Here is a 15,970-nt window from a genome sequence, read left to right on the forward strand (position 1 = left end):
AGAGAACTTAGGTAAATCCGGGTTCTTAATGCCGAGACGTGATGACGGTGACTCTACGGAGTCCGAAGTGGTCGATGCCATGCTTCCAGGAAAAGCCTCTAAGCTTCAGCTACAAAGAAACCGTACTCTAAACCGACACAGGTGGGTAGGTAGAGAATACCAAGGCGCTTGAGAGAACTCGGGTGAAGGAACTAGGCAAAATGGCACCGTAACTTCGGGAGAAGGTGCGCCGGTTTTGGTGAAGGACTTGCTCCGTAAGCTGAGACCGGTCGAAGATACCAGGTGGCTGCGACTGTTTATTAAAAACACAGCACTCTGCAAACACGAAAGTGGACGTATAGGGTGTGACGCCTGCCCGGTGCCGGAAGGTTAATTGATGGGGTTAGCATCTGCGAAGCTCTTGATCGAAGCCCCGGTAAACGGCGGCCGTAACTATAACGGTCCTAAGGTAGCGAAATTCCTTGTCGGGTAAGTTCCGACCTGCACGAATGGCGTAACGATGGCCACACTGTCTCCACCCGAGACTCAGTGAAATTGAATTCGCAGTTAAGATGCTGCGTTCCCGCGGCTAGACGGAAAGACCCCGTGAACCTTTACTACAGCTTCACAGTGAACTTTGAATTGGCTTGTGTAGGATAGCTGGGAGGCTTTGAAGCCAGGACGCCAGTCCTGGTGGAGCCAACCTTGAAATACCAGCCTGGTCAATTTGGGGTTCTAACTCAGGTCCATTATCTGGATCGAGGACACTGTGTGGTGGGTAGTTTGACTGGGGCGGTCTCCTCCCAAAGAGTAACGGAGGAGCACGAAGGTCGGCTAATCTTGGTCGGACATCAAGAGGTTAGTGCAATGGCATAAGCCGGCTTAACTGCGAGACAGACACGTCGAGCAGGTACGAAAGTAGGTCATAGTGATCCGGTGGTTCTGTATGGAAGGGCCATCGCTCAACGGATAAAAGGTACTCCGGGGATAACAGGCTGATACCGCCCAAGAGTTCACATCGACGGCGGTGTTTGGCACCTCGATGTCGGCTCATCACATCCTGGGGCTGAAGCCGGTCCCAAGGGTATGGCTGTTCGCCATTTAAAGTGGTACGCGAGCTGGGTTTAGAACGTCGTGAGACAGTTCGGTCCCTATCTGCCGTGGGCGTTTGAGATTTGAGAAGAGTTGCTCCTAGTACGAGAGGACCGGAGTGAACGAACCTCTGGTGTTCCGGTTGTATCGCCAGATGCATTGCCGGGTAGCTACGTTCGGACGGGATAAACGCTGAAAGCATCTAAGCGTGAAGCCTCCTTCAAGATGAGATCTCACTGGAACTTCGAGTTCCCTGTAGGGCCCAGGAAGACTACCTGGTTGATAGGCAGGGTGTGTAAGCGTTGTGAGGCGTTGAGCTAACCTGTACTAATTGCCCGTGAGGCTTGACCATATAACACCCAAACTCGGGTGGGCGCTGAAAACTCAGCAACAAGCCAAGATATACGAACAGGCACCGCCGGTTCGCAAGAGAATTCTCAGTACACTCATGTATCCAACCTTATTTGAAGTCACGTTGCAGAACGCGTAAGACGACAACACTTCATACAGGTTTGCTTGACGACAATAGAGCTGTGGAACCACCTGAATCCATCCCGAACTCAGAAGTGAAACGCAGCATCGCCGATGGTAGTGTGGGGCTTCCCCATGTGAGAGTAGGTCATCGTCAAGCTCTTATTCAAAACCCCGGTAGCGAACGCTATCGGGGTTTTTTCGTTCTGCTGCACTGACAAATATCTTTGCGATGGTCACTGCCCACAATCTATTTCCTTGTTTGTTACGCCCACTCGTTCAAAAGGCTGACTTAGCTTCGACTGTCCAACGCCACAAACACCTTTGACTACACTTGAGTCTGAATCGCTTGGAGACGGTTATGGCTCGATATTTGGTGGTAGAAGACAGCAACGTGGTGGTGAAAATTCTCAAGCACTTGGCCAAAGCGACCCTCGGTGAAGATGTGGTGTTCGCCACCAGCATGGCCGCAGCACAGCAAGCGTATCAGCAACATCAACACACCCTTGAAGTGGCATTGGTGGATCTGTCGTTGCCCGATGCCCCAGACGGTGAGCTGGTTGATTATTTACTGGAGCAAAAGCTGCCTGTGGTGGTGTTAACCGGCTCCAGCGACTCCCACAAGCGCGATATCCTGCAAGCCAAAGGCATTGCCGATTATGTGATCAAAGAGTCGCGTTATTCCTATCAATACGCCCTCAATATGATTCGCCGTTTAAGCCACAATCGCCAGGTGGAAGTGCTGGTGGTGGAAGATTCAAAGATGGCACGCAAGCACATCCAGTTACTGTTAAGCCTGCATTGTTATCACGTGCATACTGCGGAAGACGGTGTACAAGCGATGAAACGCCTGCACCAACACCCAGATATTCAATTGGTGATTACCGATTACAACATGCCGAATATGGATGGTTTCGAACTGGTGCAAGCCATCCGTCATGAGTTTGAGAAACGCCGTATCGCCATCATTGGTTTATCCGGGCAAGGTGATAACCACCTATCGGTGCGGTTTATCAAAAATGGCGCCAACGATTTCCTCAATAAGCCATTCGAGCAGGAAGAGTTTTTCTGCCGTGTGACCAACAACATCGAAACCATTACCCTGCTGAAGGAAATGGAACAGCAAGCCAATCGCGATTTCCTGACCGGCTTATTCAATCGTCGTTATTTCCAAGACACGGCGGGTGAATTGGTGACACAGGCGAACAAGGCCAATAAACCGGTCAGTGCTGCCATCATCGATGTCGACCACTTTAAACAGATCAACGACGAGTATGGGCATCAAGGCGGGGATGCTGCTCTAGTGCATATTGCGCGACTGTTAAACGAGCTCACGCAGCCGTTTTTATTGGCTCGCACCGGTGGGGAAGAATTTTCGCTGTTAATGCCCGGCTTAAACGAAGTTAAAGCCTATGAATTTGCCGACGCTCTGCGTGCTCGAGTGGCTGATGGCATTGTCGACGTTAATGACGATGCCTATACCCGAGTGACCATCAGCGTGGGCATTGCTACGGGGACTCAGGCTGAATTGGACGAGCTCCTCAATCGCGCGGATGTTCATCTGTTTCAAGCAAAAGAAAGCGGTCGCAATCTGGTGGTCGGCGAGCAAGACTGATTGTCAGTATTCTCTGGCTCCTCTACAGTAGTCGCTCACTAGGAGGAGCCCATGAACGAAGACACTATTTTTGGCAAAATTATTCGTGGCGAAGCCCCGGCAGACATCGTATATCAGGACGAGCACTGCTTGGCCTTTCGTGATTTGTACCCCGCAGCACCGACCCACATCCTGGTGATCCCCAAAAAACCGATTCCACGCCTGTGCGATGCCGACGAGCAAGACGCGGCTTTGTTGGGGCATTTGATGTTGGCGGCCAATAAAGTCGCCGAGCAAGAAGGCTTAGGCGATCGTTTCCGTTTGGTGGTGAACAACGGTGCCGAGGCCGGGCAAACCGTATTTCATCTGCATTTACATGTAATTGGTGGTCGCAGCTTAAGCTGGCCTCCGGGTTAACTCGCGATGCAGTTGGATCAAATCCTGGCGCGCTTGCACGACGGCCGTCATCTAACCATTGACCAGTGGGCATTGCAGCCGGGTGAATACTGGGCTGTTTGCGGTACCAATGGCAGTGGTAAAACCGTTGTTTCACGGCTGTTTGCTGGCGATGTGGTGCTCAGTCATGGTCAGGTGACGAATCAACCGGGCTCCACTGAGTATGTATCGCTGGAAGCACAAGCGGAGCTGCTGGCGTATGAGCGCCACATCGATCAAAGTGATTTGCTGGATCAGCCCGACAAAGGCACCCGTGTCGCCGACTTGTTGGCACCCTTGTCGACAGCGCAGTCCTTGATCGATCGCCTGGATATCAGACACCTGTTAGACAGTGGTTTCAAATCGCTGAGTACTGGCGAAAGCCGCAAAGTGATGCTGGTGCGTGCGCTGCTTAAGCAGCCGGATATGCTGGTGTTGGATGAGCCATTTGAGGGGCTGGATCAGCCCAGTCGTGAGGCTTTGACTGAGTTGCTGGATGAGTACGTGCGTGCAGGTCATGCGCTGCTTTGGGTAGCGAATCGGTTGGATGAGTTACCCGACTGGATTACGCATTTGGCCTTTATGCACGATGCCCGGCTGCTATTGGCGGGAACGCGCCAACAGGTTGAATCGCAACCTGATCTGCGGGCGTTATTGCATTTTGATGGCGAACTGCCTGAGTTCCCCGCTGCCCCGCCACGCAACGCGCTGACAGCAGGCCAAGCTTTGGTTGAGATGCGTGATACCAGCGTACGCTACGACGAGCGAGTATTGTTTGAGCAGCTGAACTGGACGGTTCTGCCCGGCCAACACTGGGCCATTCAAGGCCCCAATGGTTGCGGTAAAAGCAGTTTGTTGCAGCTGATCACCGGTGATAACCCACAGTGTTATCGCAATGATTTGACGCTGTTTGGTATTCGCCGTGGCACTGGCGAAAGCATCTGGGACATCAAGCAGCATATTGGCTTGGTGTCTTCTGCGTTGCAGTGGCAGTACCGCGCTACCACCAATGTACTGAGCGCTTTGTTGTCCGGTTTACATGACTCCATCGGTTTGTACGCCGCCGTTGGCGATGATGACAAACGTTTGGGGCTGCAATGGCTGGATATTCTCGGCCTTGGGCATAAAGCCAACCAGAGTCTGCAGCATTTATCCTATGGCGAGCAGCGGCTGATCTTGATTGCACGTGCACTGATCAAACAACCGCCGTTACTGATCCTCGATGAACCTTGCCAAGGGTTGGACGACATTAGCCGAGAGATGGTGCTGGCGTTTATCCAGCGGCTGGCACAACAGCAGTCGATGACCTTGCTGTACGTTACTCACCACGCTGACGAAATTCCTGCTGCCATTCAATCGCGGTTGCTGTTTGAACCAAAAAACACCCAAGACGGCAGCAGGATAGTCGTACAGCAAAGCGACCTGCCTTAAGCAGCAGCCGCTAAGCTTTTAATGGTTGTTTTTACCCTCGTTAATTCTTTCGTGAATGCCGCAGGTGGGCACTTGATCAAATCGAAACATCGCAGTCGCAGTGGTCAGCAATACATCGTCAATCAGCGTCATAGTCGGCGCCAGGTCGCGGTGAATGAGCTGAGCATCGGTATGTTTGTCGCTGAGCTGGACATTCCCTGGGAAGAATCGCCTTTTCTGTTTCAGGGCTTTTTGCTCGAGTCGCAGGAAGATATCCAAGTGGTGCAGGATAGTTGCGAGTACGTGTACATCGATGTGGTGGAGGAAGAGTGGGTTGCCGATCATGGACACGCACCGGCCGCCGCACCGCGCAGTCGCACGCGCTATGTCGAAAAGCAGGATATGGCGCAGCAGCTCAGCCAAGCCAATCGCACGTACCAGGCGGCGAAAAAACAGGTCAAGCAGCTGTTAGCCAGCGCACAAATGGGGCAAGCGTTAGATTCACAGCAAGCACAAGAGGTGGTGAAAGACTGTGTCGATCGGGTGATGGGCAACCCCAATGCCATGCTGTGGCTAACGCGGTTGAAAGGGCAGGACGAATACACCGCCGAGCACTCTGTCAATGTCTGCCTGCTGGCGATATCGCTGGGGCGATTATTGGATCTGGCGCCTTACGAGCTGGAAAACCTAGGCATGTGCGGTTTGATGCACGACTTAGGGAAAATGAAAGTCCCGCCGGAAATACTGAATAAACCCGGCCCACTAGAACCCGAGGAATTTCGCGAAATGGCGCGCCATACGGTGTATGGCAAACAGCTGTTAATGAGCCGTGCTGATATTTATCCTGGCGCCATTGATGTTGCCTACAGCCATCACGAGCGTCTGGATGGCAAAGGATATCCGCGTGGTATCGACAGCCATAAAATTTCGCGCTTTACGCGCATCGTCACCATTGTGGATGCCTACGACGCCATGACCAGTGACCGCTGCTACAAACCTGGCATGTCCTCGGTGGAGGCGTTACGAATCATTAACCGTAATCTGGGCACGCAGTTTGATGCCGATATTGCCCGCACCTTTATCAGCATGATTGGTTTGTATCCGCCGGGGTATTTGTTGGAAATGACCAATGGCGAGGTAGGAATTATTTTGTCATCTAACCCGGGTTTTCAGCTCAAGCCTAAGGTCATTATGATTTTGGATGCTGCTAAAGAGCCACAGCCCGAGCGTATATTGAATCTTGCTTACAGCCCGGTGGATGATTTTGGCCAGCCTTACCAACCCCAGAATGTGTATCGCAGTGGCTGCTTCGGCATTAATGTAGGTGACTATGTGCACCGTGGGCTGCGCATTAAGGGCTTTGAATATTCACTATCGGAGCCTGAACAGGCCTGATGAAGCCTGTTCGCTATCAATAAACGGGTTGGTACCAGTGCTAGGGCGCTGACTGTTCGCCAGCGTTATTGCTGGGCGTTGATGAAGCCGCTGGCGCTGGTGGTACGGCCGCGCTGGGTGTCGTTTGACGTTGCAGTTCGTCCAGGCGTTGTTTGATCGATAACATCTGATCTTGCAGCGACATATGGCGGCGGTCTTTACCATCCAGGCCTTGGCTGATTTGATGCAGCAACTGCTCGAATCTCAACACCGCTTGTTCGGCCTGGCTTGGGTTTAAGTTCTGCAAGCGCTTGGCTTCTCGGCTAACAAACAATGCCTGTTGCGCATGGCGCAGTGCTTCTAAGCCTTTTCGTGCCGCTTCCTGCGGGTCCCCCTGTTGTAATTGAATATAGCTGCCGGTGTCATCGACCAAGGCGCTAGCTCGCTGATACGTTTGCGCAGCGGCTGCGGCAGCCCCTTCGCTGGCGGCTTGCTCTAATGTGCTGTGTGCTGGCTGCCAATAGCGCGCCAACAGGGTGCTGCGCTGCAATTGCTCCAACTGGATGAGCAGGGCGTTTAGCTCAGTCTCCGTTGGTGACTGCTGTGCTTCCAGTGCTAAAAAATGGGTCTGCAGGTTTTGCAAAAACTGCTGATACTGACGCCGCTGTACTTTATCGGCTTGCAGTTCGCGCACTTGTGCTAACCGTTGTAGCACGTTTTCGAATAACTTCTCGACCTGTTTTTTATTCGCCAATGCCAACTCGAGCAGGTTGGATGCTTCGTTGGCTTTGTTGATCAGGGTTTGGTGCTCACCCGTCAGGCTGGCTTGGCGGCTAGCGCTGACGGCTTGTTCAAGCTGCTGCGCATAGCCTGGAGAGAAAAACGACAGCCGTTGCGCTTCGCTTTGCTTTAACGCTTGCTCGGCAGTATCCAATGCCTGTTGCTGCTGGCGTTGTACGGCTTGGGTGTTTTCGTCCAAATAGCGTTGATATTCCACTTCGTGCACCGGGATGTCTGGCTGGCTGCTGCAGCCGGACAGCCAAAGGGTAGGCAGCGACAGTGCAGTTAGGACAATCAGTTGGCGATGGAAAGTGGTGATCATGGTGTAGCTACCGCTGGTGATTTAACGCTGGGCAGGCTTAGCCTGCCCGACGGACGGGTTAATCCAACAAAGAAATATCGCGCACCGCGCCTTTATCGGCACTGGTGGCGAATTTAGCATAGGCCTTCAGTGCGGTGCTGACCTTGCGCGGCCGCTCCTCAACCGGTTTCCAACCCTTAGCGTCTTGCTGTGCACGGCGCTCTGCCAGTTCCGCCTCGCTCAGCAAAACATCAATGGAACGATTGGGAATATCGATCTTGATAGGATCGCCATCACGCAATAAACCAATGGCACCACCGGCGGCTGCTTCAGGAGAGCAATGGCCAATCGACAAGCCCGAGGTACCGCCAGAGAAGCGGCCGTCGGTCAGCAAGGCGCAGGCTTTGCCCAGCCCCTTGGATTTAAGGTACGACGTTGGGTACAGCATTTCTTGCATGCCCGGGCCGCCTTTAGGGCCCTCGTAGCGAATGATCACCACGTCACCTGCTTTCACCTCGTCGGCCAAAATACCGGCGACGGCGCTGTCTTGGGATTCAAAGATCTTGGCCTGGCCATTGAAGACCAGAATTGACTCATCGACCCCCGCGGTTTTGACCACACAACCGTCTTTGGCGATGTTGCCGTACAGCACTGCTAAGCCGCCTTCCCGTGAATAAGCGTGCTCGATGGCGCGGATACAACCGGATTCGCGGTCGCCGTCCAAACTCGGCCAACGCGTGGCTTGACTAAAGGCCGTCTGTGTGGGAATGCCCGCTGGCCCGGCTTTAAAGAACTCCACCACTTCAGGCGTTGGGTTGCGCATGATGTCCCACTTATCCAGCGCGTCTTTCATGGTGGCTTCGTGCACAGTGGGCAAATCACTGTGCAGCAGCCCGGCGCGGTCGATCTCGCCCAGAATACCCATCACGCCACCGGCGCGATGCACGTCTTCGATATGGTATTTTTGCGTGTTGGGGGCCACTTTGCACAGCTGCGGCACAATGCGTGACAAGCGGTCGATGTCTTTCATATCGAAATCGACTTCCGCCTCTTGGGCGGCGGCGAGCAAATGCAAAATGGTGTTGGTAGAGCCGCCCATAACGATGTCGAGGGTCATGGCGTTTTCAAACGCTTTAAAGCTGGCAACCGAACGCGGCAGCACGGACTCATCGTCTTGCTCGTAATAGCGCTTGGCGTTGCGCACAATCAGCCGAGCCGCTTCTAAAAACAGTTGCTCACGATCGGCGTGGGTGGCCAAGGTAGTGCCATTGCCCGGCAGTGACAGACCAATGGCCTCGGTCAAACAGTTCATCGAGTTGGCGGTAAACATACCGGAGCAAGAGCCACAGGTCGGACAGGCGCTGCGCTCGTATTCGGCCACCATGTCATCGGAGGCGCTGTCGTCGGCGGCAATGACCATGGCGTCGACCAAGTCGAGCTTGTGCTCGGCCAGTTTGGTTTTACCGGCTTCCATCGGTCCACCGGAGACAAAGATCACCGGAATATTCAGGCGCAACGCGGCCATTAGCATTCCTGGGGTGATTTTGTCGCAGTTGGAAATGCACACCAGCGCGTCGGCACAGTGAGCATTGACCATGTACTCCACTGCATCGGCGATGATTTCACGTGAAGGCAAACTGTACAGCATGCCATCGTGGCCCATGGCAATGCCGTCATCGACAGCGATGGTATTAAATTCTTTGGCGACGCCGCCGGCTTTTTCAATTTCACGCGCCACCAGCTGGCCCATATCCTTCAGATGCACATGCCCGGGTACAAACTGAGTAAAGGAGTTGGCGATGGCGATGATCGGCTTGTGGAAATCGTCGTCTTTCATTCCGGTGGCGCGCCACAAAGCACGGGCACCGGCCATATTGCGTCCAGCGGTGGATGTCCGCGAGCGATACTCTGGCATGGTGTACTTCTCATTCTTGGGTAAGGGGAGGCCTAGTGTACCAGAGCCGCTGGTGGTGGGCAGTGCTACCAAGACTGTGCTGTCAAAACGCCCCGTTGGTTAGCGACCAAGCATGCGCTGTAGCGTGCGATCTTTAATAACGAAGTGATGCCAACCTGCAGCGGCTATGTGTAATATCAGTAAACCAGTAATGAAATAGCCGGCAAAAATGTGGGTGGTATGAGCCGTCGTTGCTAATAGCTGATTAATAGGGCGCATATCCTGGGGTACGGCATCGATTAAACTAATACCAAACAAAGGTACTCCGTAACCGCCGGCGGCTGAGCTAATAAATCCTGAAATAGGCATCACTAAGGTGCAGAGTAGCAGTAGACTATGGGCACCTTTTGCCACCCATAATTTGCCTTTTTCCATCCTTGTGCAGGGTGTGGGAAACCCCTTGCGTATACGCCAGGCTATACGAAATGCGGCCAATGGTAATAATAGGACGCCGATAGCTTTGTGCAGACTGTAAAGGTCATATCTATCGTTCAGTGTCATGTAATAGCCAAGAGCTATAGAGAATATCACTATGAATGCTATGAGCCAATGCATAACGACAGAGGGTTTAGACAACCTAGTGCATATGGCCTTTGCGTCGCGATTCCCTTGCTGCAGTTGTACAGAGTATTCGGTCATTGCATGTACCTTCGATTAATTGATCGATCGACAGGATACTTGCGTAGGCTGAGCCTTCACTGATAGCTGCTATCAGCATTTCATCAGGATTGAAGTCTAGAATGATGGCTATGGAGGTAAGTCTATGAAGGTATTATTGGTTGAGGATGATGTGGCCATCGCCGACGCGATTCAAACTCGTTTTCAGCAAGATATGTTGCATGTTGAGCATGTAAATTCGGGTAGCCAAGCATTGCATGCTGTCAAGCTGCAGGAGTTCGCAGTGATCATTCTCGATCTTGGTTTGCCAGATATGAGTGGCTTCCAAATATTAAGTGAAGTACGTAGCCAAAAAATCGACACGCCAGTGCTGATTTTAACGGCTAGAGATGCGTCATATGATAAAGTTCACGGTTTAGATCTTGGCGCCGACGACTATGTCGTGAAACCTTTTGATTTAGAAGAAATGCTGGCAAGAGTTCGAGCTTTAATTCGAAGAAGTATGGGGCGATCTGCGCCAGCGTTAGTTTATGGTGATATCCGAATCGAACCTGCTAGCAAAACTATTTTCTATAAAAATTCTCTAATCAATTTGCCGGTAACTCAGTATAAGTTACTTCAGTATCTAATTGAATGCAAGGGGCACGTAAAAACCAAACAGCAGATTATTGATGCCCTTTATCGTTGGGAAGATTGTATCGAAGAAAACACGATAGAAGTATACGTATCACAAATACGAAAACGCATTGATTCATCGTTGATAAAAACAATTCGTGGTATCGGGTATATGGTTTCGAGGGCGCCAGAATGAAGTCGTTACAGAAACGACTTGCTGTAAGAATATCAGTCATTATGGCACTCTCTTGGTTGTTTGCATTGGTGGTAGCTAAGTATCTTGTCTGGCATGAAAGTCGAGAAATTTATTTTAATCACTCAAAAACAATCGCGGTCAACCTGCTGAACTCTTTGGCGTCAAATGAGCAGTTTGAGGGGGGGTTGAACGGTTGGAGTCAGGTTACTCGGCCAGCTTTGTTATAGTGGTAGAAGGCGGTGAGGTTTTGTATCAAACCAAAAATGCACCGGAGTACAGCGATCTTAATAGTAATTCTGTATTTGATGATAAACAAACCGGAGAACGGTGGTTGGTTAGCTCCGTGCATGACAAAAAAAGGAGCCTATTAATTTGGGTCGGATTGAATGATTTTGAGCGAAAAATGGGGGTTAGGGTTTTAATTGCTTCATTGTTTATATTTCTTTTTTTGATATTTGCATTGGCGATAACGTTGATATTGCGTGGAGTTAATTATGGGTTTCGACCGCTCAAAGAGTTGGCGCGTCAAGTGGATGGGATTAGTATGAAGCGACTTGAGCCAATTACGATGAATGATGTGCCTTCTGAGTTAGTCGCTGCTGTAAAAGCAATTAATGATTTACTTTGTCGGTTGAGCTCCAGCCTGGAGAAAGAAAGAGTTTTTTTGGACTTTGCCGCCCATGAAATGCGCACCCCCATTGCTGCGTTAAAAGCTCAAATTCAATCTTATGTGGCTTCAGGTGAATATCATTATTCGCCCAAAATGAAGAATATAGAAAATGCAGCTCACCGTATCGAAATGCTATCAGATCAGCTTCTGGAGTGGGCAAGAGTACAATCGAGCAACTGTATGGGTGCCAATATGGTGGATGTGACAGAGATTGTTCGTCAGGTGGTTGGTGACTTGATATACCAAGAAAGGATAGACATAGAACGAGTCGATATCGATATATTTCCTCCGGAAGCATTTAATGTATTGGCGAACCCAAGTCAAATTGAAATTGTAGTAAGGAACTTGATCGATAACGCTGTTAAATACAATGATAAACAAAAAGCTCGAGTTCGCGTGTCGTGTTATCAGTTAGATTCTAGCTTTCAAATAATTATTGAAGATAATGGGCCAGGTGTTGATGATGCTTACTTAGAGGATATAACCAAACATTTTTTTAGAATATCACCGGCCGATCAGAAGGGTACGGGCTTGGGCTTAAGTGTCGTGGCTGAAATAATCGAATTAAATCATGGTGAACTTCAGTTTGGTAGAAGCTCAGGTCTTTCGGGGCTGTCTGTACAGGTATCATTGCCTATGGCTTCGAGGGAATAACCCCATTCAGCATGTGCTTAGCAACACATTGGCGTGCCAAACCCAATGGGAACAAGCCACTTCCAACATTTTTTTGCTAACTAACAACCTTTAGCAGTGAACCTTTAAATGATTCGTTGCTTGCTCTTGATAGCTCGAGGGCTTAGAGCCACAACGTTGGCTTGTGCGGTTGCCAGCTATGGCATAATCGCCGCCCCTGAATCAGGGCTTTCAGGGGCGTAGCATCAATGATGATATCGTTGCCAGCCACCGATGTTCCAATAACTGCAGCACTCACCTAAAACTGAGCCGAATACTTTAGTGCCTCCACAGAGGGTTGGAAGGCTATTTTCCTTATAATAATGGCTGTTCTTTTGAATAGGCTGCAGTGATGACCCCAACTTCGCAGGATTTATGGTTTTTACCCCTTGGCGGAACCGGCGAAATCGGCATGAATATGAACCTGTATGGCCATGATGGTCAGTGGTTGATGATCGACTGCGGGGTGACGTTTCCTAAACCCGGTCGGGTAAGCGCCGATGGTACCGTGCATCATTCTGGTGAACCTGATACGCAAATGCCTGACCCAAGGTTTATTAGCGAGCGCCGCGGACAGCTGGCGGGAATGATCATTACCCATGCTCATGAAGACCATATCGGCGCCGTGCCGTATTTGTGGGAACGGCTGCGTTGTCCGATCTATACCACACGATTTACCGCCGAGGTGTTAAAGCGCAAGCTGGCGGAGCGTGGCTTACTGCATCAAGTGCCATTGCACGTGGTCAGTGTTGGCGAGCGTCGTCACATTGGCCCGTTTGAGGTGGAGTGGCTAGCGCTGACGCATTCAATCCCAGACCCGAATGCCCTGATGATTCGAACGCCGTTGGGGCACATCTTTCACACCGGCGACTGGAAGCTGGACCCAAATCCCATTGTTGGTCATGGCTATCAGCGCGACGATTTTGTGCGCCTGGGGCAAGAGGGAGTGCGCGCCATGGTGTGCGACTCAACCAACGCCACCGTGGCGGGGCACTCGATGTCGGAAAGTGAGTTGCATGATGGGCTGCAGCAATGGGTGGCCAGTGCCACAGGACGGGTAGTGGTCACCTGTTTTGGCAGCAACATTGCGCGCTTGGTTACCTTGGCGCATATCGCCGCGGCTAACGGCCGTTACCTGGGGCTACTGGGACGGTCACTACACAATATGCATCAATGCGCCCAACGGGCTGGCATTTGGCCACTGTCGGCGAAGGTGGTGGACGAAACGCATCTGGGTTATTTGCCGCCGCATGAGGTGCTGGCGGTAGCGACTGGCAGCCAGGGGGAGCCACGAACGGCATTGCGTCGTCTGGCCGCCGGCATCCATCCAACCATGGAACTCAGCGCCGGCGATCGGGTGATCTTCAGTGCACGAGCCATTCCTGGCAATGAAGAAGCCATTGGCGGTTTGATCGCACAGCTGCGCCAGCAACAGATAGACGTCATCACCGCGGAGCAATCACCCAAGCCGATTCATGCCTCTGGCCACCCGGCGCAACAGGAGTTGAAACAGCTGTATCAATGGGTACAACCTGATATTGCCATTCCGGTGCATGGTGAAGCCGAGCATATGCGGGTTCATGCTGAGTTGGCGCGGCACTCGGGAGCAGGCCAAGCCTTGACTGGGCGCAACGGTGATGTGTTTATGTTGGCGCCAGTGGCCGGCATACGACGTCAGGCGGTACCGGTTGGACGTTTGGGTTGGCACAAGGGTGGCCTGGTTAAGGTTGAATAGTGTGAACAAACGTACGTCTATGCACAGAATCTGTGCATAACTATCTTAATAACTTTTGAGTATATGGCTGCAAGGCCGGTAACCGGGCGCTGTGGTCAGATTGACGCTTTTATGACCGTTTTATGAAATCTCGCTATCTTGCTGAAAAGTCAACAAAAATAAGCCGTGATCAGCGACTTTTCCAAGTTGCCTCAGTTGCTCACAAGCACCTGTGCTTTTGCTGTGGATAAGCTGTTGTTGCATGGAGAGCGCAGCCTTTGCATTTACCGTCGCCCGGACTCGGGCTTAGCTTCACCCCCGCAGGCCTTTTTGCGATAATCGGGCGCCTTTACGGGCCATGGCCCGAATTGCTACTGACGAGAGTCACATTACTGAGATCAGATTATGAAACCGCAAATTGCTGAGTTGTTATCCGCCGCCGTCGCTAACCTGAAGTCCGAGGATGTTTTGCCTCAGGACCTGGAGCCACGAATTCAGGTGGACAACACCCGAGACAAGGCACACGGTGATCTGGCCTCAAACCTGGCGATGATGCTGGCCAAGCCAGCGGGTAAAAAACCACGCGAGTTGGCGCAGTTGTTGTGCGATGCCTTGCCTGCTTCTGAGTTAGTGGAAAAGGTCGAAATCGCTGGCCCTGGTTTTATCAACGTCTATTTGTCCGACGCATCGACCAGCAGCTTGGTGAAAACCGTACTGGAGCAAAAAAATCAATACGGTCGCAGCGATGAAGGCGCTGGCCGTAAGGTACAGGTGGAGTTTGTTTCCGCTAACCCAACCGGTCCTTTGCATATCGGCCATGGCCGCGGCGCGGCGGTAGGCGACTGCCTTAGCCGTTTGTTAGAAGCCACCGGCTGGGACGTGACGCGCGAGTTTTATTACAACGACGCCGGGGCGCAAATTACCAACCTAGCTCTGTCGGTACAGGCGCGTTGTAAGGGGCTGACACCAGAAGACGCTGGCTGGCCGCAAGATGGCTACCGTGGTGAGTACATTATCGATTTGGCCAACAGCTTTATGGCCGGCGATACCGTGGAGTCGGAAGACCAAAGCTTTACCGGTACGCAAAACGCCGACGATTTGGATGGCATTTTGCACTTTGCTGTCGCTTACCTGCGTCGTGAACAAGACCTGGATTTAAAAGCCTTTGGCGTTGGCTTTGATGTGTTCTTCTTGGAAACCTCGCTGTACAGCAGTGGCAAGGTGGAAGACGTGGTGAAACGCCTGATCGACAATGGCTACACCTATGAGCAGGACGATGCTTTGTGGCTGCGCACCACCGACTTTGGCGACGACAAAGACCGGGTCATGCGTAAAAAAGACGGCGGCTACACTTACTTCTTGCCGGACGTCGCTTATCACCTGGATAAATGGCAGCGCGGCTTTGAAAAAGTCATTAACGAGCAGGGTGCCGATCACCACAGCACCATCACCCGGGTGCGCGCCGGCTTGCAGGCATTAAATGCCGATATTCCAAAAGGCTGGCCCGACTACGTGCTGCACCAAATGGTGACGGTCATGCGTGGCGGCGAAGAAGTGAAACTGTCGAAGCGGGCGGGCAGCTATGTCACCCTGCGTGATTTGATCGATGAAGTCGGCCGTGATGCCACGCGTTACTTCCTGGCGGCGCGTAAAGCCGACAGTCAGCTGACCTTTGATATCGATCTGGCGCGGTCACAGTCTTCCGATAACCCGGTGTATTACATTCAATACGCGCACGCGCGGGTGTGTTCGATTTTCCGCAAGCTGGCGGAAGCGGGCCACAGCTGGACTGAGGAGCAGGGCTTGGCGGCATTGCCAGCGCTGGCGCTCGACAATGAAAAAGATCTGATTGTGAAACTGGGGCGTTATCCGGAAGTGGTGCGCAACGCTGCCAACAACCGCGAGCCACATCAGATTGCCAACTACCTGAAAGATCTGGCGTCCGACTTCCACACCTATTACAACTCAGAGAAAACTCTGGTGGACGACGAGTCGTTGCGTAATGCGCGTCTGACGCTGGCCGAGGCGGTGCGTCAGGTAATTGCCAACGGTCTGGACCTGCTCGGTGTTAGCGCACCGGAAGAAATGTAAATCA

11 protein-coding genes and 2 rRNA genes (1 of these 13 running past the window's edge) are annotated in these 15,970 nt (G+C 52.0%); 10 read left to right on the plus strand and 3 right to left on the minus strand.

The features are described from left to right. The 6 genes from CHH28_RS05860 to CHH28_RS05885 form a co-directional block, all read left to right on the plus strand. Positions 1-1,423: ribosomal RNA gene (locus CHH28_RS05860) — 23S ribosomal RNA — on the plus strand; it begins 1,464 nt to the left of the window's first position. A 163-nt stretch (positions 1,424-1,586) separates the two neighbouring features. After that, positions 1,587-1,702: ribosomal RNA gene (gene rrf, locus CHH28_RS05865) — 5S ribosomal RNA — on the plus strand. Between the two features lie 201 nt (positions 1,703-1,903). Next, complete coding sequence (locus tag CHH28_RS05870) at positions 1,904-3,157, plus strand: diguanylate cyclase (RefSeq protein WP_094059434.1); 1,254 nt, start codon at positions 1,904-1,906, stop codon at positions 3,155-3,157. Between the two features lie 51 nt (positions 3,158-3,208). After that, on the plus strand, positions 3,209-3,553 hold the full coding sequence (locus CHH28_RS05875; RefSeq protein WP_094059435.1) for a histidine triad nucleotide-binding protein: 345 nt from the start codon (positions 3,209-3,211) through the stop codon (positions 3,551-3,553). Positions 3,554-3,559: 6 nt separating this feature from the next. After that, on the plus strand, positions 3,560-5,002 hold the full coding sequence (gene modF, locus CHH28_RS05880) for a molybdate ABC transporter ATP-binding protein ModF (protein ID WP_094059436.1): 1,443 nt from the start codon (positions 3,560-3,562) through the stop codon (positions 5,000-5,002). Between the two features lie 72 nt (positions 5,003-5,074). After that, entirely contained in the window at positions 5,075-6,376 is a 1,302-nt protein-coding gene (locus CHH28_RS05885; protein ID WP_199244013.1) for an HD-GYP domain-containing protein, read from the plus strand. A gap of 40 nt (positions 6,377-6,416) precedes the next feature. On the opposite strand, the gene CHH28_RS05890 is transcribed toward CHH28_RS05885, so the two are convergent. The 3 genes from CHH28_RS05890 to CHH28_RS05900 all read right to left on the minus strand — a co-directional run bounded on the left by CHH28_RS05890 (position 6,417) and on the right by CHH28_RS05900 (position 10,029). After that, positions 6,417-7,457: a hypothetical protein gene (locus CHH28_RS05890; protein WP_094059438.1), complete on the minus strand. Its 1,041-nt coding sequence runs from the start codon at positions 7,455-7,457 to the stop codon at positions 6,417-6,419. 58 nt (positions 7,458-7,515) lie between these two features. Then, entirely contained in the window at positions 7,516-9,351 is a 1,836-nt protein-coding gene (gene ilvD, locus CHH28_RS05895) for a dihydroxy-acid dehydratase (RefSeq protein ID WP_094059439.1), read from the minus strand. A 99-nt stretch (positions 9,352-9,450) separates the two neighbouring features. Beyond that, positions 9,451-10,029 carry a cytochrome b gene (locus CHH28_RS05900; protein WP_094059440.1) on the minus strand — a complete coding sequence of 193 codons (579 nt, stop codon included), beginning with the start codon at positions 10,027-10,029 and terminating at the stop codon, positions 9,451-9,453. Positions 10,030-10,153: 124 nt separating this feature from the next. Between CHH28_RS05900 and CHH28_RS05905 the strand changes: the two genes are divergently transcribed. From CHH28_RS05905 to argS, 4 genes are all read left to right on the plus strand, one after another. Further along, positions 10,154-10,819 carry a response regulator transcription factor gene (locus CHH28_RS05905; RefSeq protein ID WP_094059441.1) on the plus strand — a complete coding sequence of 222 codons (666 nt, stop codon included), beginning with the start codon at positions 10,154-10,156 and terminating at the stop codon, positions 10,817-10,819. 247 nt (positions 10,820-11,066) lie between these two features. Further along, positions 11,067-12,143, plus strand: coding sequence for a sensor histidine kinase (locus tag CHH28_RS05915; protein ID WP_157729799.1), 1,077 nt, complete (start codon positions 11,067-11,069; stop codon positions 12,141-12,143). A 370-nt stretch (positions 12,144-12,513) separates the two neighbouring features. Then, positions 12,514-13,896: a ribonuclease J gene (locus tag CHH28_RS05920; RefSeq protein WP_094059444.1), complete on the plus strand. Its 1,383-nt coding sequence runs from the start codon at positions 12,514-12,516 to the stop codon at positions 13,894-13,896. Positions 13,897-14,280: 384 nt separating this feature from the next. Then, on the plus strand, positions 14,281-15,966 hold the full coding sequence (gene argS / locus CHH28_RS05925; RefSeq protein WP_094059445.1) for an arginine--tRNA ligase: 1,686 nt from the start codon (positions 14,281-14,283) through the stop codon (positions 15,964-15,966). The last annotated feature ends 4 nt before the right edge of the window (positions 15,967-15,970 follow it).

Source organism: Bacterioplanes sanyensis (genome assembly GCF_002237535.1).
Classification (GTDB): domain Bacteria; phylum Pseudomonadota; class Gammaproteobacteria; order Pseudomonadales; family Oceanobacteraceae; genus Bacterioplanes; species Bacterioplanes sanyensis_A.